Source organism: Arthrobacter sp. P1_B3 (assembly GCF_056406615.1).
Genome location: NZ_JBFTZV010000019.1, coordinates 1 through 22,405 on the forward strand (window position 1 = coordinate 1; position 22,405 = coordinate 22,405).

21 protein-coding genes and 1 pseudogene are annotated in these 22,405 nt (G+C 62.5%); 4 read left to right on the forward strand and 18 right to left on the reverse strand.

Annotation, left to right across the window (positions count from 1 at the left end):
* On the forward strand, positions 1–206 hold a 206-nt coding region (locus AC1D2F_RS17605), incomplete at its 5' end, for an integrase core domain-containing protein (RefSeq protein ID WP_476966376.1).
* Positions 207–349: 143 nt separating this feature from the next.
* Here AC1D2F_RS17605 and AC1D2F_RS17610 read toward each other — a convergent pair.
* The 11 genes and pseudogenes from AC1D2F_RS17610 to AC1D2F_RS17660 form a co-directional block, all read right to left on the reverse strand.
* A pseudogene (locus tag AC1D2F_RS17610) lies at positions 350–625 on the reverse strand (carbohydrate ABC transporter permease); the annotation flags it as partial.
* Positions 626–952: 327 nt separating this feature from the next.
* Positions 953–2,062, reverse strand: a complete 1,110-nt coding sequence (locus tag AC1D2F_RS17615) for a Gfo/Idh/MocA family protein (RefSeq protein ID WP_229993619.1) — start codon at positions 2,060–2,062, stop codon at positions 953–955.
* A 770-nt stretch (positions 2,063–2,832) separates the two neighbouring features.
* Entirely contained in the window at positions 2,833–3,564 is a 732-nt protein-coding gene (locus tag AC1D2F_RS17620) for a helix-turn-helix domain-containing protein (RefSeq protein ID WP_229993618.1), read from the reverse strand.
* Between the two features lie 97 nt (positions 3,565–3,661).
* Positions 3,662–4,585, reverse strand: coding sequence for a sugar phosphate isomerase/epimerase family protein (locus AC1D2F_RS17625; protein ID WP_476967287.1), 924 nt, complete (start codon positions 4,583–4,585; stop codon positions 3,662–3,664).
* Between the two features lie 12 nt (positions 4,586–4,597).
* Entirely contained in the window at positions 4,598–5,701 is a 1,104-nt protein-coding gene (locus AC1D2F_RS17630) for a zinc-dependent alcohol dehydrogenase (protein ID WP_476967288.1), read from the reverse strand.
* 20 nt (positions 5,702–5,721) lie between these two features.
* Positions 5,722–6,807, reverse strand: coding sequence for a maleylacetate reductase (locus tag AC1D2F_RS17635; protein ID WP_476967289.1), 1,086 nt, complete (start codon positions 6,805–6,807; stop codon positions 5,722–5,724).
* A complete protein-coding gene (locus AC1D2F_RS17640; protein ID WP_476967290.1) occupies positions 6,804–7,751 on the reverse strand; it encodes a dioxygenase family protein in 948 nt (315 codons plus the stop codon). The genes AC1D2F_RS17635 and AC1D2F_RS17640 overlap by 4 nt, the downstream gene beginning before the upstream one ends.
* A 44-nt stretch (positions 7,752–7,795) precedes the next feature.
* Positions 7,796–8,530, reverse strand: a complete 735-nt coding sequence (locus tag AC1D2F_RS17645) for an SDR family NAD(P)-dependent oxidoreductase (protein ID WP_476967291.1) — start codon at positions 8,528–8,530, stop codon at positions 7,796–7,798.
* Positions 8,531–8,567: 37 nt separating this feature from the next.
* On the reverse strand, positions 8,568–9,611 hold the full coding sequence (locus AC1D2F_RS17650) for an ABC transporter permease (RefSeq protein WP_229993612.1): 1,044 nt from the start codon (positions 9,609–9,611) through the stop codon (positions 8,568–8,570).
* A gap of 62 nt (positions 9,612–9,673) precedes the next feature.
* Positions 9,674–11,203, reverse strand: a complete 1,530-nt coding sequence (locus AC1D2F_RS17655; RefSeq protein WP_229993611.1) for a sugar ABC transporter ATP-binding protein — start codon at positions 11,201–11,203, stop codon at positions 9,674–9,676.
* A gap of 57 nt (positions 11,204–11,260) precedes the next feature.
* Positions 11,261–12,316 carry a sugar ABC transporter substrate-binding protein gene (locus tag AC1D2F_RS17660; protein WP_229993610.1) on the reverse strand — a complete coding sequence of 352 codons (1,056 nt, stop codon included), beginning with the start codon at positions 12,314–12,316 and terminating at the stop codon, positions 11,261–11,263.
* 417 nt (positions 12,317–12,733) lie between these two features.
* Here AC1D2F_RS17660 and AC1D2F_RS17665 point away from each other — a divergent pair, with 417 nt between their 5' ends.
* Positions 12,734–13,480, forward strand: coding sequence for a helix-turn-helix domain-containing protein (locus AC1D2F_RS17665; protein WP_476967292.1), 747 nt, complete (start codon positions 12,734–12,736; stop codon positions 13,478–13,480).
* Positions 13,481–13,685: 205 nt separating this feature from the next.
* Here AC1D2F_RS17665 and AC1D2F_RS17670 read toward each other — a convergent pair whose 3' ends face one another.
* Genes AC1D2F_RS17670 through AC1D2F_RS17700 form a run of 7 tightly spaced genes read right to left on the reverse strand, consistent with a single transcriptional unit; the run spans position 13,686 to position 20,302 of the window.
* A complete protein-coding gene (locus AC1D2F_RS17670) occupies positions 13,686–14,123 on the reverse strand; it encodes a nuclear transport factor 2 family protein (RefSeq protein WP_476967293.1) in 438 nt (145 codons plus the stop codon).
* A 34-nt stretch (positions 14,124–14,157) separates the two neighbouring features.
* Positions 14,158–14,958: an SDR family NAD(P)-dependent oxidoreductase gene (locus AC1D2F_RS17675; protein WP_476967294.1), complete on the reverse strand. Its 801-nt coding sequence runs from the start codon at positions 14,956–14,958 to the stop codon at positions 14,158–14,160.
* 39 nt (positions 14,959–14,997) lie between these two features.
* Complete coding sequence (locus tag AC1D2F_RS17680) at positions 14,998–15,798, reverse strand: SDR family NAD(P)-dependent oxidoreductase (protein ID WP_476967295.1); 801 nt, start codon at positions 15,796–15,798, stop codon at positions 14,998–15,000.
* 11 nt (positions 15,799–15,809) lie between these two features.
* Entirely contained in the window at positions 15,810–16,826 is a 1,017-nt protein-coding gene (locus tag AC1D2F_RS17685) for a sugar ABC transporter substrate-binding protein (protein ID WP_476967296.1), read from the reverse strand.
* An 8-nt stretch (positions 16,827–16,834) separates the two neighbouring features.
* A complete protein-coding gene (locus AC1D2F_RS17690) occupies positions 16,835–17,827 on the reverse strand; it encodes an ABC transporter permease (RefSeq protein WP_476967297.1) in 993 nt (330 codons plus the stop codon).
* 4 nt (positions 17,828–17,831) lie between these two features.
* Positions 17,832–18,845, reverse strand: coding sequence for an ABC transporter permease (locus AC1D2F_RS17695; protein ID WP_476967298.1), 1,014 nt, complete (start codon positions 18,843–18,845; stop codon positions 17,832–17,834).
* On the reverse strand, positions 18,842–20,302 hold the full coding sequence (locus AC1D2F_RS17700; protein ID WP_476967299.1) for a sugar ABC transporter ATP-binding protein: 1,461 nt from the start codon (positions 20,300–20,302) through the stop codon (positions 18,842–18,844). Before AC1D2F_RS17700 ends, AC1D2F_RS17695 begins: the two co-directional genes overlap by 4 nt.
* 467 nt (positions 20,303–20,769) lie before the next feature.
* Here AC1D2F_RS17700 and AC1D2F_RS17705 point away from each other — a divergent pair, with 467 nt between their 5' ends.
* Both AC1D2F_RS17705 and AC1D2F_RS17710 read left to right on the forward strand, forming a co-directional pair.
* Positions 20,770–21,165, forward strand: a complete 396-nt coding sequence (locus AC1D2F_RS17705) for a nuclear transport factor 2 family protein (RefSeq protein ID WP_229993601.1) — start codon at positions 20,770–20,772, stop codon at positions 21,163–21,165.
* 38 nt (positions 21,166–21,203) lie between these two features.
* Entirely contained in the window at positions 21,204–22,403 is a 1,200-nt protein-coding gene (locus tag AC1D2F_RS17710) for a thiolase family protein (RefSeq protein ID WP_476967300.1), read from the forward strand.
* Positions 22,404–22,405 lie beyond the last annotated feature (2 nt).

Genomic DNA, 22,405 nt, shown 5'->3' on the forward strand with positions numbered 1-22,405 from the left:
ACAATGCCGCCGCGGAGACGTTCTTCTCGGCGCTGAAGAACGAGCGCGTCCACCGCACGGTCTACGCCACCAAGGCTCAGGCCAGACGGGATGTAATCCGCTACATCGAGGGCTTCTACAACAGCCGGCGCCGGCACTCCGCACTGGATTACCGCTACCCCAACGAGGTCCACTACAGTTACCAGCAGCCGCCCGCGGCAGCGTAGAGAAAACCACTAATCCGCTGTCCGAAATCTCCCAAGCGGCCCAATCCCCGCAGCAACCGATGCTGAGTCGAGGTCGCAAACGGGTACGGGAAGAGCGGCGGGACACGCGTTTGCATGCCCTCCGCCGCTCTTCCTTTGTGGGTTCATTTGCTGAAGCCTGCTGTCACGCCGGCGACGAGCTGGCGGCGGCCAACGATATAGACAAAGACGAGTGGCAGGGCGGAGAGGACGACCGCGGCGAGGATGGCCGGGGTGTTGATGGTGAACTCTCCCTGGAACGCCCATAGTGATAGTGGCAGCACTCGGTTTGCCGCACTCTGGGTCAGGATCAGCGGGAAGAGGAAGCTGTTCCAGACGTTGAGCGCGTTGTACACGGCGATTGTGGCGATTGCCGGGCGGATCAGCGGGAACGCCAGGCGGTGAATGAGTGACGGCCAACAACTGGCCACCGGAAACAGCAAAAGGACGACACATAACCCTAGATATTCCAGCAAGCAGAGGGCCCACCGGCCAGGGCCCAGATCCCGCCACCCACACAAGCGAACAGGCCACCGCGGCGCCAGCCACAAACCGCGGACAACGTCGGAGGAACCCGCGGAGGGTCAATGTCCACACATTAAAGCAAAACCCCTCTGACGAAGGGTTATGCGTGCCCGAGGGGGCCTGCTGCCGCCTAGCATGCTCGTCGCGTAGCGTGCTCGTTGGGCGATGCGAGCAGTGGCGAGCACTCCCCCAGCGAACGGCTGTCATGTTGTGCGCTGCGCGTCCAGGATCACGCCTTGAGCCACCTGAACTGATGCCCCCAGCTCTTTCTCGGACCGGTAGCAGGCGTCGATAATCCGCGCTACGGCAAGGGCATCCGTGACCGGTGCCACCACAGATTCACCAGTGCGGATGCTGTCGATCCATCCGCGCATTTCCGTGCGGAAATTGCTGATGTTCTCCAACTCGGGCAGCTCAGAGAACTTGTTCGCATCAGTACGGGCGAACGGCGGAGTGAAATAGCTCTGCGTCCATTCGGTCCAGCCGGCGGACCAACCGGCCCGGTCCTTCTCGACGTAGACCCTTAGCTTTTGGGGAAGGACGCCGATCCCGATCATTCCAGCGGTGCCGTAGACGGATATACCTGAGCTTTCGAACCATTCGAGTCGGTCATGGCTGTCGAAGCTGAACGTAGCGGACATGTCGGGGTAATTCAGCAGCACAGCCGCGGAGTCCTCGCGGCTCGACTCGTCGGAGAGCATCGGGGACTTGTGCACTCGCGCATTGACGGACTCCGGCACCCCAAACATGCTGACCAGGGAATCGAGCATGTGGCACCCGATGATCCACAGCGCCCCGCCCATGTCCCCCGGTTGGTTGAGATGTGCTGTGAGATGCTCCCCGGCCAGGGAGGCACCTCTGGCCGACACGCTGACCACGTTCCCGATGGTCCCGGCGCCTATGAGCTCCTTTGCCCGAGTGACCGACTGTGCCAGGCGGACGTTGTAGCCGACCTGGACTACCAATCCCGGAGCGGCCAGGGTCTCCGCCTCGGCCAGCTTCAGCAGGTCATCGACTGTTCCGCCGCCCGGCTTCTCTACGACGACAGATTTTCCCGCGGCGAGGGCCCGCAGAGCATGGGGGACCATGTCCTTGCTCTTGGAATGCACCATGATCGCGGTGATGCGGTCGTCCTGGAGCACCCCGTCGATGTCGCGGGCCTCCATGTCGTACTTGTTGGTGAAGTACTTCAGTCGCGGATCGTCGTCTGCGGCAGCCACCACCTCGACGCCTGCTATTTCGCGGAGGGCGCGGACCCGCGCGGAAGCGTGCGGGTGGGTGATTCCCAGAAGTCCTACGGCGATCGGTTTCAAAGTGCTGTCTCCTGTCGATTTTTACTACCGGGGCTTTGGTCATGGTGTTGGATCTGGCGGCTACCTTGCAGGCCAGGTTCTGTTGTTTGTGCCCCTAGGCCTCAGCGGTCACCTATGGGCTGCGCTCTCATCCGGCTCATCGTGCCACCAGCCTTCCCAGGGGAATGACGCCAGGACTCCCTGGGGGAACCCCGTCTCCATTGGGCTGTCCTGCGCGATCAGGTCGCCGCCGTAACCAGCGCCGTCGACCAGAACGGAAATTCGGTGGAGCAGCAATCTCATCGTTTTCTCCCAGACTGAGTAACCAGGTTTATCGGCGTTTGAGCAGACCAAAGGTTGCGGGTCTGGTTGTTCGTGACCTCGGCCTGAAGGTTTACAAAGTCCCGCTCTTTCAGGCCGCACTGAGGTAAGAGAGGTCAAAGCGTTGGTCGTGACCGCTTGGCGAGGTCCATCGGATCGACATAAGTCCTGGTTACCTCGGCCCTGGTGAACAACCTGCGACCGTGCCCGCCGTTGAGAAGCACCCACAGATACTCACCGTCAGCAGATGCAGCGTCAACAATCCCGGAGTGGGAAGATTTGGCGCAAACCACCCAGACGTGATCACCCGGGCAGAGCTCGCCCCAGTGAGCAGGGGTGGCCGAATTGTTTGCATGAGCCTCGCCAGCGGGCTCCTTGCCCCAATTCTGTGTGGATGACGAATTCAACTGGGACTCCGTTTCAAGGCTCCGTGAGTGCATGTGATGGTTTTTTTCTGTTGCTCGTCTTACTTATGCGACCGGCGAGACCGGGTTGTCCTGCTGATGGTTTCGCCGGCCGACCACCACCCAAATTGCGATGCAATCTTCGTTGAAAGGGTTGCTGAGCCGGTGAGGGGCGGAAGAGACGAAGTTGATGCTGTCTCCGGCGCTAAGTGTTCCCATGGAGGACCCGGCCTCCACGTTGAGTCTTCCTTCAAGAATGTGGAAGTATTCATGTCCCCCGTGCCGCATGAGGTTATCCGGCGGGCAGGATTCAGTGCCGCTTCCGTACGTGACGCGAAGCAGTTCCACATTGGGGTCGTTCTCCGCAGTGAGTCGCTCCCAGAGGACACCATCGACACGGAGTTTTGGACGGTTCTTCGCTTCCAGAAGTCCAGGAAGTTCGTTACTCCCTGTAGATGGCACCAGAGGTGTCACCGCACCTTCGGATGACCAGGGCCGCCCGTCTTCAAAGACGGCTGGAGTTTCAACAACCCGAAGACTGGTACCTGCCGACGGAAATTGCCCCGCATCCTGCAGTACCGCATCAAGGGACAAGCCCAGTGCTGATACGAGGGCGTAAAGGGTTCCGACAGACGGTGTTGTGCGGCCCAGCTCGACCTGTGAAACGAGGCTGGCGGAGACGTCCACACGGCGCGCAAGCTCGCGTACGGAGAGCTTGGCGCTCTGCCGGGCGTCACGAAGACGCATGCCAAGCTGGATGGCGGCGTCCGATCGTGCCTCCGGGGCTGGTGCGCTCATGGTGTTCCGCTTCTCTTGTAAGGCTCCGTGGCAAACCTGGCCCACGCGCCACCCTGCAGGGTGGCAGGTGGGCCAGGCTTACGCGGATTAGCTCGGGTTAGACCTTTTCGGACTGTTCCGCGGCGATCAGTTGGGACGCTGCCTCGAGTGTCGCCGCGGCTGAATCGTGGGCGCGTGCCAATGCCTGATCCAACGGCAACAGGCGGTGTGATTCCGCGAGGATTTCCACGCCCCAGTGTCCGCGCCATCCGGCTTCATGAATGGCTTTGACAAAAGCAACCGTGTCGAGGTCACCCTCACCGGGGTACAGACGCTCATTGATGGTGTCTTCCCACAGCGAACCGACGACGTCTTTGCGGGCATCATCGATCTCTACGATGAAGACTTTGTCCATGGGCAGGATCGCGGCCAGGTCTTCGTAGCGGGTGCCGCCGCGGCTGGTGTGCCAGGTATCGACGGTGAGCCCGCCGTGCGGGTTGTTGACCTCGCTGATGAACTTCGCGCCGATTTCGATCGTCTTGAGGTTGTTCATCGGCATGGGCTCCAAAGCGACGCGCGTGCCCACTTCCCCGGCCTGAGTGGCGAGCCGGTCGAATTCCTGGTGGAACGCGGTTTCATCGACAGGCGCCGGCTCACCTTCGAGGGCCAGTTCGGCGCCGATCTTGATGGTCTTGACGCCGAGTATCTCTGCAGCGTTGAACAGGACCTTACGCCAGCGATCGGATTCTTCGCGTTCGGGGCCGGTCTTCCACCAGTCCGCGAGGAATTCCATCTCGACGTGGACGATGCCGTTGTCGTCCAGCAGCTGGCGGAGCCCCTTGAGACCAATGGTCTTTTCAATCTCCGGAAGGTCGGCGTGGATAAAGCCCAGTCCCTTCCAGCCTGCCTTGGCGGCAGCCTCAACCCGGGTGCGCACGTCGATAGGGCTCGTCTCATCGCCCCGAAGCGGGGCGGCGTTGCCTGCCCAGGTCCAGCAGGAGGCCAGGAGGTCCCGGTTCTGAATGATGTTCGTGTCGTTCACGTTCGTCCTTTGTTAGTTGGCTTTGTGGGTTGAGGAGGCGGCCACGCCGTCGGCGTTGGTGGCATCCGGGGCAAGCATGACCTTCGTTTCCCGGCTTGAGTCCTGTGCCCTTTGGAGGGCTTCGTCTCCGCGGGAGAACGGGACGACGGTGGAGACGATCTCACCGAGATTGAGGCGGGTGTTTGCCACGTACCGGATTGCTGCGGGCCATACTGCTACCGGCGCCCCGGTGGAGCTGGTAATCAAGAGGTTTCGTTCCTGCACCAGGCCCAGGCGAGCAGGCGCGAATTTTGGAGTGGAAACACCCATCAGCAGAACCCGACCATTGAGGTCGGCGCTCTCAAGGGCAGCCGCCTGCGCAGCGGAATTTCCGGAGGCTTCGATGACCACGTCAGCAAACGGTCGGCCGACTGCCTGTTCCGCGGCTGCGGTAGCGACAGTCTCCTCCAACGGGTTCACTGCGGCCTTGGCTCCCAGTCTGATCGCCATCTCACGCCGCAGCGGGCTGGGATCGAACGCGACTACCTGGGCGCCGGCGGTAACAGCCTGGATCACTGCATTCAGGCCGATGGCTCCGAGCCCGTGCACATGGACGGTATCGGCGGCACTGATGCCGCCAATCTTGGTCAGCCCATTCAACACGCAGGCGAAAGGTTCAATAACTGCAGCCGTGAGCATGTCCACCTCGTCAGGGATGTGGAAGCACATATCGGCCGGGACGGTGAACAGTTCAGCTGCGGCTCCATCGTGGGTGACCCCGAACCAGTCGTTGCCGCCCAGGTGTCCGTGCCCAAGGACCCGGTCCCCCCGATGAAACCCTTCAACGCCGGCGCCAACCTCCACGACAATGCCTGACCATTCATGGCCCAAGACGTGCGGGTAATTGATCTTGAAGGTCTCCGGCATGCTGCCGTGCAGGATTTCGATATCAGTGCCGCACACCCCCACGTAAGCGGGCCGTACAAGGAGCTCAGCGGGTTTGGGCGCAGTGATGGCTGCAGTGCCGGGTTCGACTGTGATGGTGCCGCCGGCGTCTTGGCGGACCAGGACGGCCGGGACGGTCCCCGGCGGAGGTGCCGCGGGCGCCGTACGCACTTCGTTGACGGTCTCAGACATGTTGTGTTCTTTCTGTGGGTTCAGGCAACTGGGAGGAACGAGGACGTTGCGTAGACGTCGCTGCCGTGAAGGGCGGCCGTGACGAGTTCCCGGATGCCCTCGGGGGTCACTTCCCGCGGGTTGGCGTAAGGGTTCTTTGTGGCGATTTCGACGATCTTTTCGACGTCGGATTCCTTCAGGCCCAGTTCAGCCAGGGACGAGGGTGCGCCGAGGGCCACGCTCAGCTTCTTGAAGTGGGCCGCCGGGTTTTCTGCCCCGGTGGCGCGCTGCAGGGCCGCGACCGCTTGGGGGGCGTGCTGGGCGTTGTAGGCCAGGGCGTAGGGCAGTACGACAGTGTGGGTTTCGGCGTGGGGAAGGTTGAAGGTCCCGCCGAGTGTGTGGCACAGCTTGTGGTGCAGCGACATCGTAGTCGCGCCGAGGGTGGCCCCGCAGAGCCACGCGCCGTACAGCGCATCGGAGCGGGCGTCGATGTTGGATGGGTCTTCCACGATCTTTGGCATCGCTTCGAGGAGGGCACGGGTGCCCTCCTCGGCCATCAGGGAGATGATGGGCGAACCGTCCGGTGCGTACAGCGCTTCGACAGCGTGGGCGATGGCGTTGAATCCGCTGGTGACCGACATGCTCACCGGGAGGGAAACGGTGAGTTCGGGGTCGTAGATGACACTGGTGGGCAGGACCTTGGAGTCGCGTCCGGTCTTTTTCTCCCCGTCGGCGGTCAGGCCCCATACGGGCGTCATTTCGGAGCCGGCGTAGGTTGTGGGTACGGCAATGATGGGCTGGCCGAACTCAAGCGCGATGGCCTTGCCCAGGCCGGTTGTGGACCCGCCGCCGACCGCAACGTAACCGTCGGCCTGGGCAGCGGCAGCTACTTCACGCGCTTTGTGGGCGGATTCGATGGGCACATGCATTTCAGCTTCGGCGTGCACGCCGGCGCTGAGCTCGCCCAGCTGTTGAGAAACCTTTTCGGCCATGTCCGCTTGGAAGGGTGTAGCCAGGACCAGGACACGCTTGAGGCCAAGGTTGACGACTTCGTCGTTAAGTGAGGCAAGTGAGSCGGCTCCGAAACGGACGCGCATCGGAAGTGCCTGGTACTGAAAATCCTTCATCGGGTGTTCTCCTGTGCTTCGATAATCCGTGCAGTGGACGGGGACATCACGGCGGTGTGGATCATGTCCGGGTCGACGAGCTCGGGGTGGATGACAATGTCGATCACTGCCTCCATAAACGGTGGGGTGAGACCGTAGCGGGCTGCGTCGGCCTCTGAGGTGTTGGGCACGAATTCGGCGATCAGGCTCTGCTTCACGGCGAAAACGGCGTCGGAATCGATGTAGTCGCTCCCGCTAACAAAAATGTGCGTCGTCAGTTCCCGGAAACCCGGCGCGCCCACGATGAAGTGGATGTGCGCCGGCCTGTTCGGGTGCCGGGCAGTCGCGTGCAGCAGGTCCCCGACAGGGCCGTCGGTCGGGATCGGGTAATAGCTGGGGATGACGCTGCGGAAGTAGAACTCTCCGGCGGCGTTGGACGTGAACAGGCCGCGGCCGTTGCCGATGCTTTGGATGCCGGGTTGCTGAACGTCGTAGAAGCCCTTGGTGTTTGCCTGCCAGATGTCGATGGCGGCATTGGGGACGGGTTCACCGGTGACGGAGAGGATGCGCCCCCTGACCAGGCAGATGTCTCCTTCGCTTTCCGGGGAGGCGTTCTCGCCAAGTTCACGCTTTGGGGATTCGACCATGTGGAAGGGGCCCAGGACAGTGGAGTCGGTGGCGTCCGGAGTTTCGGCGTCATTGAGGGTTTCCACCATCATGGACACGCCCAGCACGTCGGAGAGGAGGATGAACTCCTGTCGGACGGAGTCGCACTTCTGGCCTGTGGCGGTCAGGAAGTTGATGGCGGTTTCCCATTCTTCGATCGTCGGTTCAATCTGCCTGACGAAGTTGTGAAKGTGGGTGGTGAGGCTGGTCAGGATGGTCCGAAGCCGGTCATCCGGCGTATTGCGGAAACTGTCGATAACAGCGGCAGTCAGTGTTCCGGGGCCGAGGTCCGTGCTCATGGTGCTGTTCCTTCCTTGGAGCTGGGGCGGCTGGTAAGTGGGGCTCAGATGCTGGTGAATCCGCCGTCGACAACGAGTTGCGCGCCGGTGATGTACGAGGCCCTGTCGGAGGCGAGATAGACGATCGCATCGGCGACTTCGCTGGCCTTTCCTGCCCTGTGCATGGGGGTCTTGGCGATCAGCTCATCGGAAATCGCCTGATCCTGGTTTTCCGTCAAGGGTGTTGTAATCAGCCCGGGGTGGACCGAGTTCACGCGGATCCCCTGCGCTGCCCACGTGGCGGAGGCGTTCTTCGTCATCATGGTCACGGCACCCTTGGATGCCTGGTATGCGGCGACGCCAGCTGCTCCAACAAGTCCCCAGATGGACGAGACATTCACGATGGATCCGGATTCCTGCGCCAGCATGGCCGGTGCGACGGAGCGCATTCCCAGGAAGACACCGGTCTGGTTGATGGAGATGATCCGGTGCCAGTCCTGGATGTCGATATCCGTGATCGATTCGTACGATCCGACCAGGCCTGCGTTGTTGACCAGGACGTCGATGCGGCCGTGGGCCTGAAGCACTTCTTCCGTGAGTGCCTTCCAGCCGTCTTCTTCGGCGACGTCGAGGCGCCGCCACTGGATGGCCCCGTCAGCTGCGTCGCCGGCGGAGGCGGCTATGTCGGCTCCGTAGACGGTCGCACCCTGTGCGGCAAGTGCCAGTGCTGTGGCGTGGCCAATGCCGCTGGCCGCGCCGGTGACGATGGCGACCTTTCCGTCAAAGGATGGTGAACTCACGGTGTGTGCTCCTTGCTTTCAGAAGTGGCGGGATTGGTTAGACGACGCGGCGGGTACGCCGGGAACCGGCCAAGTAGTTGAAGATCAGGGCGCTGAGGATGATCAGACCGTAGATGGCCTGGATCCAGAACGAGGGCACCTGGGACAGGACGAGGATGTTCTGGATGATGCCCAGCAGCAGCACGCCACTGAGTGCGCCGATCATGGAGCCCTTGCCACCGTTGAGGCTGATGCCACCGATGACAGCCGCTGCGAAGACGGTGAAGATGAGGCCGTCGCCCTGGTTGGCGGTCACGGAGGCGATACGGCCGGTGAGCATGAGGCCGGCGAACGCGGCGATGACCGCGCCGGCGACGAAGACGCCGATGGTAAGGCGTAGTGTTTTGATGCCTGCGGCTGCGGCGGCGGCGTTGTTGCCGCCCATGGCGTAGAGCTTACGGCCGACCGGGTGGCTGCGCATGAATACTGCGGCGGCGACCAGGAAGATCACGAAGAGCCAGATCTGGATGGAGATGCCCAGCCACTTGGTGTTGCCGAGGGCGAGGAATTCAGCGGGGAGCCCCGAGAGGGTCTTGCCGCCGGACAGGCCCATGGTCAGGCCGCGGAGCAAGGTGAGCATGGCGAGGGTGACGATGAAGGCGTTGAGTTTCAGCTTGCCGACAAGGAACCCGTTGATCAATCCCACCACGATGGAAAGCACGAGCATCGCCCCGAACGCGGCCCAGGGTGACCATCCCCAGCCGGAGCCGCCGACCGCGGCGGGCAGGACCAGCCACACGGCAAGCATCGGAGCCAGGCCCACCACGGACTCGAGCGAAAGATCGAAGTAGCCCGAGATCAGGATGATGCTTTCGGCGATGACCACGATGCCAAGTACGGCGGAGGTCACAAGGACGTTGTTGAGTAGGTTGTTCGCTGTGAGGAACTGGGGCGACAGGAAGGCGCCGATGACCATGGCCACGATGATGGCGGGCAGCAGCGCAAGCTCCCGGGCCCAGCCGGAGGAGCGGGCCTGGTCGATGATATTGAGGGGCCGGCGGCTGGTCGGCGTCCCCGCAACAGTCGGGGTATGCGTGGACATTGGAGTTTCTCCTTGGTTCTTTGGCTCAGTGGTCGTGGGCTGCAGGGGCGGGGCGGACATTGTCATGCGGCGGCCTCCGCCCCCTGGATGGCGCCTACGAGTTCCCACTCTTCGTAGCCGGCGTTGAGTTCGGCGTGAATTTCGCCCTTGTACATGACGATGACCCTGTCGCAGATTTCCAGGTCGGTGTCGTCGGTGGAGACGATCAGCAGCGCCCGTCCGCTGTCACGCAGCGCCCGGAGTGATTCGTAGATGGATTCCTTTGCTGTCACGTCGACACCGGCGGTGGGGTGGACGAGGACGAGTGTGTCCGGGTTTGAAGCGAGGGCCCGTGCGAGCACGACCTTTTGCTGGTTGCCTCCGGAGAGCTCTTCGACGGCCTGGGTGGGTCCGTCGCATTTGATGGACCAGGCGCCGGAGAGTTCGGTGAAGCGTTCGCGGCGCCGTCCCGAACTGATGAGGCCGCCACGGCCGCGGAGCCGGTCGACGATGGTCAGGGTGGCGTTTTCTTCGACGGACAGTTCCGGGACGTAGCCGTTGACGTGGCGGTCTTCGGGAACGAAGCCAATTCCGGCGTTGATCGTTTTGATGACGTTTCCGTGCCCGAGGGTGTGGCCGTTGTGTTCAACGGTTCCCGCATCGAGTGCCAGCTGACCTGCGATTGCCTGGGCGAGCTGGACGTGGCCTGCGCCATCGAGACCTGTGAGGCCGACGCATTCGCCAGCGCGGACCGTCAGGTTGGCTTCCAGGACGCGGGAGCCGACGCCGACGCCGGTCACGGTGAGTCGCGTTTCGCCAAGCTGGTCCTGGCGGTTACTGGTGGCGGCAGTATCTTTCCTAGCAGCTGCAGCTTCTTGCTCCGTCACACCGGCCATGACGTTGACGATCCGGTTGACGGTGAGGTCGGCTGTCTGGGCGGTCAGGACGTCGCGTCCGTCGCGCAGGATGGTGACAGAGTCGCAGACCTTGAAGATTTCTTCCAGGTGGTGGGAGACGTAGATGACGGTCACCCCGCGCTGGCGGAGGCTGTTGATCTGGGCGAATAGTTCATGGGAAGCCCCCTCGTCGAGGCCGGCCGTCGGTTCGTCCAGAAGGAGGATCCGCGGTCCCCGGGACAGTGCCCGGCATACTTCGACGATTTTCTTTTCCAGCGGTTCAAGGTCCTCGACGTTTTTGTCGACGATGCGCTCGTAACCCCAGTCCTTGAGCTGGTCGGTTGCCGCCTTGCGCATCGCCGGCCAGTCCACGCTCCCCCACCGCTTGCGTGGGTAAGCGCCAAGGCTGATGTTTTCCGCCACGGTCAGTTCCGGCACGAGGGTGCTTTTCTGATACACGCAAGCGATGGAATCGGATCCGGGACCTTCAGTAATTTCACCGTCCGCGCCCTGGATGTGGATGCTTCCGGCGTCCGGAGTCACCAGCCCGGTAAGCATCGCAATCAAAGTGGACTTTCCGGCACCGTTCCGGCCGAGAAGGGCCCGGGATTCGCCTGAACGAACGGTCAGGTTGGCATCTGTCAACGCCTGGGTCGATCCGAAAGATTTCTGTAGTCCGCGGATCTCGATGGCATTCTGGGTGTTAGCTGTGACCACGATGTCACCCTTTCTGAAATTCAGTCTTCACCTTGGCCCTGCTCGGCCGGGAGCGAGTTATTTTTTGTTTCCCCAGAGGTTCTGGTCATCAACGTTGTCTTTCGTGATGACCGGAGAGGGAAGCATGTCCGCGAGATTGCCCTTGTAGTCGACGATTTCGCTGCCGTGCTCGGACGGACCGACCTTGTATTCCTTTCCGGCGATGGCGTCCTTGAGGTACTGGACGGCGTACTTTCCGTAGAGATCTACCGGCTGGGAAACGACGGCGTCAACGTGTCCGGACCGGACAGCATCCAAGGATCCCTTGGAACCGTCGATGGTCACCAAGGGGACGTGTCCGGGCTGACCGGTGGGGGCCCACTTGCCCTGACCCTCCATCACGGTCTGCACGCCGGAGAGCATCACGGAGTCGCTGGCCAGGAAGACGGCGTCGATCTTCGATGTGCTGAGAACTGTCTGGGCGTTTTCCACCGCCTTGGCAGATTCCCAGTTGGTGTCCTTGCGGATGATATTTACATCCGGGAACTTGGAGGACATGCACTCATCGAAGCCCTTGTTCCGGTCAAACCCGGAGGTGGTTGACAGCGCGCCGTGCAGTTCCAGGACCGTGCCCTTGCCGCCGGTCAGCTTGCCGATCTGTTCACAGACGCTGGTGCCCATGGCAACATTGTCCGCCCTGATGTTCATGTAGATCTTGCCGCCATTGGCTGCGGTGTCCACGGTAACGACGGGGATGTTTGCGGCGTTCGCAGCCTGGATGGCCGGGATGATGGCATCGCTGTCCCGGGGTATGGTCACCAGGCCTTTTACATCCTGGGAGATCAGGGTGTTGATATCGGTCACCTGCTTGGCCGGGTCACCCTCGGCGTTGGAGGCGGGTAGCATCTTCAGGCCGTTCGAATTGGCCTCGCTAACGACGGAGTCCACCAGGCCTGCCGTAAAGGGGTTGTCGAGGACACCGGCGGAGAAGCCGACGGTGGGTGCGTCGCCACTTCCCGATGACGCACTCCCGCCGCAGGCGGAGAGCGCCATCGTGGCGCCGGCGAGCACGGCGACACCAACGTGACGGCGGCTCAGTTTGAATGCGGAGGCGCCTTTGCGATCCTGCACCATCAATTGCTCCTAATTAGAAGGTAGACATACACAAGTGGAATTCTTGCTTCGGCGCCGCCCGGTCCTCGACTTCGAGTCCGGAGCTCCGGAAGCTGTGGCCGGTGCGCCGACGGGCCGGGAGATCCCCCGCCCTTGTCAGCTCTCGCGGCTGCATCACCCTTCCAATGTAAAGTGATACACCGCACACTGTCAAGTAATACAGCACATGGCACTTTACATTCGGTTGATTCGGACGGTTCCGAGATTTTCCGCCGTAGTTAGGCGTAATAACTGTGAAGTCTGGGCAATTTTGCGGTAGAGGAGCTAAAGTGGTGTGTACGCGAACTGTACACTTATGGCTGGTTCCCCGGTCCGTTGGTGGACATACATAACAGCGGTCCTCTCTTTTGCCGGATTGGATCGCCGGAAAGGCCGACGATGAGCATTCAAGCCACTGCACCGGTTACCCAGGAGGATCGTGCCCAGCTGGGCAGTCAGCTCAGGGCTGCCAGGATGAAGGCGAAGATCTCCCTCAGGGAGCTCGCCCGGAGGGTCGGTATCTCCGCGAGCTTTATGTCACAGGTCGAGCTGGGCCGTGCCGTCCCTTCCATCGGAACCCTGTACACCATCGTTTCGGAGCTTGGGCTCTCCTTGGACACGCTCATGAGTGGTGAGCACTCGGCTCCCGCCCCGGAAGAAAACGGCCCGACCGTTGATTCAACTGTCAGCGGCCTTCCCGTCTTCGCCCCGTCTGCAGGCACGGCAATCCCGGGAATCCAGAGGGCAGGGGACCGTCCAGAGATCAACATGGGAGGCGTCCGCTGGGAGCGGCTCACGGAACGGGCCGACCCTTTGGTTGAGTTCCTGCGGGTCACGTACGGGCCCGGGAGCGAGTCCTGCGCCGCGGACGCACTGATGCGCCACCCCGGATGGGAGTACATCCATATCCTTTCCGGCCAACTTAACGTCCAGGTCGCTTTTGATAGCGATGTTCTCGGGCCTGGAGACAGCATGAATTTCGATTCAAATGTGCCGCACCGTCTCAGCAACACCTCCGGTGAAAACTGTGTCGCCATCTGGGCCGTGGTCGGCCGTCAAGGCTTCGCCCATCCCCTCGACCTGGCCAGGGCCGGTCAGGGATCAAGCGGTGAGGACTCCGGGGCGATGGAACACTCCCACTCTTAGCATTCCTCCCCTATCGTGGCACGGACGTGTCATGCCGTCAGTGCCGAAGCTTTGGTTAGTGAGTGTCAACCGGGGGAATACAAGCCGGACCCCGCACTCCTTGCAGCATTGGGCTGCCTGGCAAGGGGTAGACGCGGTAGACGTCAAGAGAGTGCCGGCGACGGGTGTCGCCGGCACTCTTTTGGCTTTGCGGGCCTGGTGCACTTTAGACAGTTGAGCGCGCGGAGGCTGTTGTGCCTTCCTGACCGAGGGCAGCCTGCCCAGGCTTGGGCGTCGGCTGGTAGGCCAGCAGCTTCCAGGATGAACCCACGCGGATCCACACGGCTAAGGCGGTGTTGTCCAATGCTGTAGGCGTGCCCCGGATGGTCAGATCGGCGTGCATTTCTCCCATGACGAGGGCTACATCGCCTACTATTTTGACCTGCTCCACCGGATGATCGATCCTGTGATAGACGTATACACCCTGCCGGCACTTATCGATGTAGCCGCTCAGGTCATCGCGTTCCCCATTTGAATGCGCGTATACCAGGTCCTGATGGCAAAGTTCGGCGAAGGCGTCGAAGTCAGACCTGAGTACCGCCTCGTAGCGGCGGTCTTCGAGGGACAGGATCTCCTGTTCGTCTGAAGAATGGTGGTCGGGCACGTGGGGCTCCTTCCGATCCATGGCGGGCTGAAGGTTAGATGAGTCCACGGATGCTGCCGCCATCCACGCCCCAGACGGAACCGGTGACGAAGCTGGTCACCGGGCTGCAGAGCAACGCGATGACGCGCGCTACTTCCTCCGGAGTGCCGAGCCGTTCCAGGGGCAGCTGGCGGAGCTTCATTTCATGTTCGACGGCTGCCTGGCGTTCCATCCCGTGCAGGGTTGCGAACGTGTCAGCAAAACCGCCCGGCTTGGTCCAAAACGGTGTCCAGATGGGTCCCGGTGCCACGGCGTTGACCCGGATCTTCGGGCCCTCTGCGCGGGCGATGGACTTCGTCAGGGCCAGGACAGCTGCCTTGCTGGCGGAGTAGTCGACAGGCTGGGCTTCAGGTTGCCGGGCGAGGTCGGATGCGTTGTTGACGATGCATGGAGCCGCTGACTCGCGCAGGGCGGGCAATGCGGCGCGGATGGCGCGCACGTAGCTCATGAAGTTCAGCTCCATCGTCCGCGCCCAGTCCTCGTCGGTGATCTGCTCGAAGGTCCGGACTGCGCCAGAGCCGACGTTGTTGATGAGAAGGTCCAGGCCGCCGAGCTGGTCGATGGCCTCGGCAACAGCGTTGTTCGTAGCTTCGCCCTGGGTGAAGTCAACGACGGCGGGGACGATCCGGCCAGGGTGGTCAGCGGCCAGTTCCTCAAGTTCGGTCAGGGCCGATTTGTCGATGTCCAGGGCTGCGACCGTCGCTCCTTCGGCGGTCAGCAGAAGGGCGGTGGCACGGCCGATGCCCAAGGCCGCGCCGGTGATGACGGCTTTCTTGCCGGTCAGTTCCAGTTCCATGAGTTGTACCTTTCGGTGGTTCGGTGTTCCTGTGGTGCTTTAGTTCTGATGGGCGGAAGAGCCTTCGGAGCCCGTCCGGAAATCAAAACCGGTGGTCAGGCCCCCGTCAGCTACAACGGTGGTGCCGAAGACGGCCGAGGACTCCTTGGAGAGCAGGAAAAGTGCCGAATTGGCGACTTCGTCCGCGCCGGTGATGCGCCCGAGGGGCTGCCGCGCCTCACGGGTGGCCAGGAATTTCTCCGGGTCGCTGGCCGAGGCCAGGTGTCGTTCGAAAAGTCCCGCCCGCATGGGCCCCGGTGCCAGCAGGTTGAATTGGATGCCCGTGCGGGCGTAGTCCAAAGCAATGGTTCGGACGGCTCCGGTGAGGGCGGCCTTGGACGACGCATAGGACGCCAGCTGCTGCTCCGCGAAGTGGGCATCGACGCTGGTCACCACGACCACGGAAGCGTGCTCCGCTTTCTGCAGGTGCGGCATCAGCGTTTTGAGGGCGATCACGTTGCCGAGGACGTTCACCTCCCAGGTCCGCTTCCACGACTCCAGCGTTTCTTCCTCGAGCGTGCCGACACCAAGGATCGCTGCTGCGGCGATCAGCCCCAGTGATCCGTTGGCGCCTGCAGTGGCCGTTTTGGCTACTTCCTGCCAGGTCGCCTCTTCTGCGACGTTGCCGACGATGTGCTGGTACCCGGGTTGGTCCGTCAGCTCTGCGGGGCTGACTCCGAGGTCCACACCGAAGACGTGGCTTCCCGCGGACAGTAGTGCCTTCGCGCATTCCAGGCCCAACCCACTGGCTGTGCCCGTAACGATGACATGGTCGGGAAGAGTGAGTGTCCAGTCAGTCATAAATTCCTCCGTTACTTGCCTACTGCTGCAGCGCAGTCAGCAAGGTTGGCTTTGGTGATCGTCTTGGGGGTCAGATAGTTGTTCTTCTCCACACTCTTGCCTTCGAGGACATCAATGACAGCCTTGGCTGCGAACTCGCCATCCTCGATGGGGCTTTGCAGAACCGAGGCGTACTGGACTCCCTTTTCAATGCCGGTGTAACCCTCGGTGGAGCAGTTGGAACCGACCATGGCCAAGTCCGTGGATTTCAGGCCGGCCCGGTCAGCGGCGACGATGGCGCCGGCGAGCATGTTGTCTGCTTGGGCGTAGATGCCGCGCAGGTTCTTGTTCCCGAACTGGGTGATGAGGCTGGCAGCTGCGGATGTGGCCTGGGTCTGGTCCCAGTTACCCGGCTGTGAACCGGCGATGGTGATTCCAGGGGCCAACTTTGCCAGCTCGTCCTTGAAGCCTTTGGTGCGGTTGATGGCCGGCGGGGTTCCGGGTACACCTTCGACGATAACGACCGAGCCCGAGTCGCCGAAGCCTTTCTCTTTGAAGCCCGCGATCATGGCCTTGGCGGYCTCCTGGCCGTTGGCGTAGTCATCGGGCCCGGTGAAGGTGTTCCAGAGGCTGTCATCGTCGGACTGCGGGTGTGAGTTGGTCACGACCACCGGGATTTTGGACTGCTTGAGCCGCTGCAGGGACGGCATGATGGCGGTCGCATCGGCGGGCCACAATACAACGGCGTCAGGGCGTGTGCTGATGGCCTGGGTGACCTGCTGGGCCTGTTCGGCGGCGTTGAAGTCGTTGACGACGACCGTCACCTGGACGCCTGCGGCTTCGGCGACCTTCTTGAATTCTTCGGTGTGCTTGGCGCAGTAGTCACAGCTCTGGGCGACGGTCAGCAGGGTCACCTTCTTGCCTTTGACGTCGGTTGAACCGCCGCCGGCGCTCGGGGCTGCTGCTGGCGTTGATCCACAAGCTGCCAGGAATAGTGCAGAGGTGAGGGAAAGGGCGACAGCCAGTCTCTTCATTGAGGTGGTTTTCATGGTGATCCTTAGTGGTTGGTTGGTACGCGGGGTTGGGAGGTGGACATGCTGTTCTCGACCGACTTGTTCACGATGCGGTTCAGCGGGCGGTCGATGACAACGATGAGGAGGAGAATTCCGCCGTTGATGAGCTGGATGATGGCGGTTGAGGTGCCTTGCAGGCTGAGGCCGTTGCCGACCACGGCCAGCAGCATGGCTCCGGCGGCGACGCCCGGGATGCTGCCCTTGCCGCCGGTCAGCGCAACTCCGCCGATAATTGCTGCAGTGACGGCCTGCAGGAGGGTCGCTTCGTCTGATCCGGGCGCCCCTGATGCCAGGGTCAGTCCCTGAAGGGCGCCTGCCACGCCGGCGAACAGACCGGAGATGACGAACGCCAGGATCAGGACCCGGGTCACCGGAAGGCCGGACGCTGAGGAGCGTTGGCGGTCGCTGCCCACGGCGCGGATTTTCACACCCGACCACGTCTTGGCCATGAGCCATCCCGCGGCCACGACGAGAACCACGTACAGCAGTGCACGGGGTGAGACGATCTCGGCGATGGCCTGGTCCAGCCAGAGCCCCGGTTCAAAGTCGGTGAGGGTGACGATCTTGCCGCCCGCAACGGCGAAACCCAGTCCAATAGTCAGCACCAGGGTCCCGACGGTGACAGCCAGAGACGGTACGGCGTAGTGGGCGGTGAGCCAGCCGTTGAGGACCCCCACGGCGGCGGCGACGGCGACGGCGGCAGCCACACCGAGGGGTATCCCGGCGGTTTCACCTACCTTGACCGCGATGAGCCCGGCCAAAGGGATGGTCCCGGCGATGGAGAGGTCGAATTCGCCGGCGATCATGACGATCGAGAGACCGGTTGCGACCAGAGCCAGGACGGCGAAGGACTGCAGAAGGGAGTAGAGGTTGCCGGCGTTGAGGAAGGCCGGGTTGGTCAGTGCGAAGGCGATGAATGCGAGGACTGCCAGCGACCATGCCAGAAGTGTCCGGAAGTGCCAATAGATTCTAACCACGGGATCAGCGCCTTCTTCCTGATTGACGGTTGGATGCGATGCCGGTTGCTACCACGGCCAGCAGGACGAGGACGCCCTTGAAAATGAGCTGGACTTCGTAGCTGAGCCCGAGCAGGACCAGTGCGTTGCCGAGCAGGCCGACGAGGACGGCCCCGGTTGCAGCGCCGACGGGATTCCCTGTTCCGCCTTTGACGCTGACGCCGCCTACAACGACAGCCGTGATGGCATCGAAGCCGAAGGTGCCGCCCAGCTGGAGGTTTCCTTGTCCCGATTCAGAGGACAGCAGCCCGCCGGCAAGACCTGCCATGGCGCCCGAGCCGATAAAGGCAAACAGGATTACCGGCCAGGCGCGCATTCCTGAGACAAGGGCTGCTTTTTCGTTCAGGCCCACGAGGGTTACCCGCCGGCCCAGCACGGTGTAGCGGTGCGTCCACCAGGCGAGCACTGTAAGCACGAAGAAGGCAAGCACCTGGACGGGTACGACGCCGAAGATGGTTAGCCCGAAGACGCTGGCGTCGCCTGCGCCCTGCACATTGCGCCCACCGGTCACGATCTGCGCAAAGCCAATGAGGATCGCTGCGGCTGCGATGGTAGTGACGATGGGGTCAGTGCCCAGGCGCCCGACGAAGAACCCCTGCACTGCACCGGCGAGAGCCCCGAACAGGACGGCGGCCGCCATGGCGGTCCATGGACCGGTGTGGAGGAGGGAGGCGAAGACGATGGTGGACACCGCGACCATCGCACTGACGGACAGAGCAAATAGCCTGCCGACGATGGTGATAATGCTCAGGCCGACGGCGGCAATTCCCACCAGGGCAACTGAGAGGAACAGCGCACGCAGGTTGGTGACCGTGGCGAACTCGTTGACGAAGATGCAAGCCAGGATGAACAGCAGGACGGTGGTCACGGCGATGATGGCTGAGCTGTCCGTCGTGATCCGTTTGATGGTTTCAGCGACGGGTGTGGCCGGCGCCGCCGGTTTTTGTACCGTCGACCGTACCGCGATTTTAGTGTTCATGGTTTGGCTCCGTGAAGGATTTCGGTGAGGATCTGGGAGTCCGTGATATCGGTTGTCCGGTTGCTGCTGACCGGGCGGCCGCGGAACATGGTGATGACCCGGTCGGCCAGTTCGCGAAGCTCGACGATGTCGCTCGAATAAACGATGACGATGACGTTATTGGCGGAAAGCTGCCGGAGCGCGCGATAAATTTCCGCGCGTGCACCGATGTCTACGCCACGGGTCGGCTCGTTCAGGACCAGAACATCGGGTTGAGTGGCCAGGGCCCTGCCGATTGCGATCTTCTGCTGGTTGCCGCCGCTGAGGGATCCGACGGGAACCCTGATGCGTGACGGGTCGAAGGCCACCTTTGACGCAATGGACCCGGCGAGGTCCGTTTCCAGCTCTGCCCTGATGGTGCCCAGCCGGCTCACGACGGCCAGTGCGCCCGAGCTGACGTTCTGAGCGACACTGCCGCTGAGGAAGACACCCTCCATGACACGGTCCGCGGAAACGTAGGCAATCCCGTGCTTCTGGGACTTGGGTCGTGTCAGGGCTGACAGCTGAATCTCGTTCAGTTGAATGTCCCCCGCGGTCACCGGGATGAGGCCGACCAGGGCTCGAACAACGTCATCAGCTCCGGAGCCTATCTGGCCAAAGAGCGCGGTGACCTCCCCGGCCTGTGCGGTGAAAGACACGTCCGAGAAACGGTGCCCGGAGGCCAGTCCGCGGATGTTCAGCTTCCGGCGGCTTTCCGGAGCAAAGTTTTCCTTGACGTGAATTGCCTCCCCCGCTGTGTGTTCTTCGCCCAGCATGTGCGTAACAACCGAATCCATGGTGAAATCGGCCGTCGGGCCACTGGCCACCACGCTGCCGGAACGCATGATGGTGATCCGGTCCGCCAGCCGGAAGACTTCGCCCATCCGGTGCGTGATGTAGACGATCGACCGTCCGCCTGCCACAAGCGACCTCACGACCTCATGGACCCGTGAGATTTCAATGTCCGACAGGGTGGCGGTGGGCTCATCCAGGATCAGGGTGCGGGCATCGGCGACGAGCCCGCGGGCGATCTCAAGCAGTTGGCGTTTTGCCAGCGGCAATGCCTCCACGGGCATGTCCAGATCCAGGTCCTCAAGACCCGCAGACGCCAGCGCGGACTGCATCCGCTCCTGCAGTTTTTCCCTGCGCACCAAAAGACCTGAGGTCCGGCGCATGCTGAGAGCCATATTGTCCCGGACGGACAGCTCGGGGATCACCGAGAGTTCCTGGAACACCATGGCTACATCGGATGGTTCGGAGCCTCCCGGGAATGTCACCTCGCCGGTATCAGCGGTAACTACACCGGCTATCACTTTGACCAGGGTGCTCTTTCCGGCACCGTTTTCTCCCAGCAACGCGTGCACTTCACCCGCCCGGAAGTCCACCGAAACGTCGTTGAGCGCCTTCGCCCCGCCGAAGCTTTTGCTGATCCTGCTCACAGAAAGCAGGATCTCGGTACTAAGGACCACGTTGACCTCATTCCGTTTGATTGGTTCGAGGACGACGTTAAGTGATCCAACACACAAGTGTCAAGTAAAAGATTACATGTGCACCATTCCTGTAAGCCTCAAGTCGCCGGTCAACGCACCATGGAGGGTCCTTAGAAAGCGCGTTCTCCTTCGAATTAAGGCCGTTCCTCTGTTGAATATGCGGTAAGAGAAGGCTGGGCGCAGGCTCTGTCGCGAAATCAGACCGCGAAGATTGTGTCAACTAACAGTTGACGGGCAACCTGCTGTCAATTACCTTGGAATGAGGCTGGGCCAAGAATCATCAGCTCAGGTTTGGCATTCCCTAACGAAGGCCCGGCTCAACGTCGTGAAGACGCAGCGTTGGGCACGGACATCGGGGCGAAATCAGACTCGTGGCGGCCGATAGCCCCCAACACTTAAAGCAAGGAGAGACCTCCGTGGATAACGCCACTGCAGCCGAGAAATACAAGATCGAAACCTTGGAAGCAAAGCGCTACCAAGCCGTAGTCGACGGTGATTACGACGCCTTCGAGGGCCTATGCCACCAGCGCCTGGTGTACACCCATTCGCTGGGTGACCGTGACACGCTGAGCAGCTACCTGGAAAAGCTTCGCAAGGGCTTCTACAGGTACCACCGGATCGACCATCCCATCGAAGACATCGTCCTGATTGGGGACACCGCACTCGTACTGGGACAGATGAACGCGGACCTCACTGTCAACGGAACCCACAAAACGCTTGCCAACAGTGCACTCTCGGTATGGATAAAAGAGGGCGAGAGCTGGAAGTTCCTTGCGTACCAGCCGACTCCCCGCAAGCCGGCGGCAGCCTAGACCCCGCAACCCCTGCTCGCGCCAACGAAGGAAGAACCATGAACCAGGCTTTTGTTTACGACGCCGTGCGTACCCCCTTCGGCAAGTTGGGCTCAGGCCTCGCCGGGATCCGCCCGGATGACCTTGCCGCGCACGTGATCACCGAATCCGTGAAACGCGCCCCCGCGCTGGACCCCGAGCGGATCGATGAGGTGGTGTTCGGCAACGCCAACGGGGCCGGCGAGGAAAACCGCAACGTCGCCCGGATGGGAACCCTGCTCGCGGGCCTTCCGGTGTCCATTCCCGGCACCACGGTCAACCGGCTCTGCGGCTCCTCGCTGGACGCGGCGATCATCGCCTCCCGGCAGATCAACACCGGCGACGCCGAGCTCATGCTGGTCGGCGGCGCCGAATCGATGTCCCGGGCCCCCTGGGTGCTGCCCAAGACCGAGAAGCCGTACCCGGCCGGGGACCTGGCTCTGGCCTCCACCACGCTGGGCTGGCGGCTGGTGAACCAGGCCATGCCGACGGAGTGGACCATTTCCCTGGGCGAGGCCACCGAACGGCTGGCCGAAAGATACGGTGTGGGCCGCCAGGCGCAGGACGAGTTCTCCGCCAGCTCGCACAACCTGGCCGCCGCGGCGTGGGACGAGGGCTTCTACGACAACCTCGTCGTCCCGGTCCCGGGCACTGACCTGGTCCGCGACGAGGGCATCCGGGCCGGGTCCTCGGCGGAGAAGCTCGCCGGGCTCAAGACCGTGTTCCGCGCGGAGAACGGCACGGTCACAGCCGGGAACGCCTCCCCGCTCTCCGACGGCGCCTCCGCGGCGTGGCTGGGATCCGAGGCTGCTGCCGGGATCCTGGGCCTGGACCCGCTGGCCCGGATCGCCGGGCGCGGCGCGCACGCCAACGATCCCCAGTATTTCGGCTACGCCCCCGTGGAGGCCGCGAACAAGGCCCTCGCCAAGGCCGGGATCGGCTGGGACCAGGTCGGCGCCGTCGAACTGAACGAGGCGTTCGCCGCGCAGTCCCTGGCCTGCATCAACGCCTGGGGCATCGACCCGGGAATCGTGAACCGGCACGGCGGCGCGATCGCGATGGGCCACCCGCTGGGCGCCTCCGGCGGMCGSATCCTGGGCACCCTGGCCCGGTCCCTGCAGGCCTCCGGGCAGCGCTGGGGCGTCGCCGCGATCTGCATCGGCGTCGGCCAGGGCCTSGCCGTCGTGCTCGAAAACGTAACTTCTGGCGTGAAGGGTTAAGC

Coding starts and splice junctions, on each gene's coding strand:
- AC1D2F_RS17620 (WP_229993618.1), bottom strand. CDS start 3,564: ATGAGCGCACCAGCCCCGGAGGCACGATCGGACGCCGCCATCCAGCTT.
- AC1D2F_RS17630 (WP_476967288.1), bottom strand. CDS start 5,701: ATGTCTGAGACCGTCAACGAAGTGCGTACGGCGCCCGCGGCACCTCCG.
- AC1D2F_RS17650 (WP_229993612.1), bottom strand. CDS start 9,611: ATGTCCACGCATACCCCGACTGTTGCGGGGACGCCGACCAGCCGCCGG.
- AC1D2F_RS17660 (WP_229993610.1), bottom strand. CDS start 12,316: ATGGTGCAGGATCGCAAAGGCGCCTCCGCATTCAAACTGAGCCGCCGT.
- AC1D2F_RS17665 (WP_476967292.1), top strand. CDS start 12,734: ATGAGCATTCAAGCCACTGCACCGGTTACCCAGGAGGATCGTGCCCAG.
- AC1D2F_RS17675 (WP_476967294.1), bottom strand. CDS start 14,958: ATGGAACTGGAACTGACCGGCAAGAAAGCCGTCATCACCGGCGCGGCC.
- AC1D2F_RS17680 (WP_476967295.1), bottom strand. CDS start 15,798: ATGACTGACTGGACACTCACTCTTCCCGACCATGTCATCGTTACGGGC.
- AC1D2F_RS17695 (WP_476967298.1), bottom strand. CDS start 18,845: ATGAACACTAAAATCGCGGTACGGTCGACGGTACAAAAACCGGCGGCG.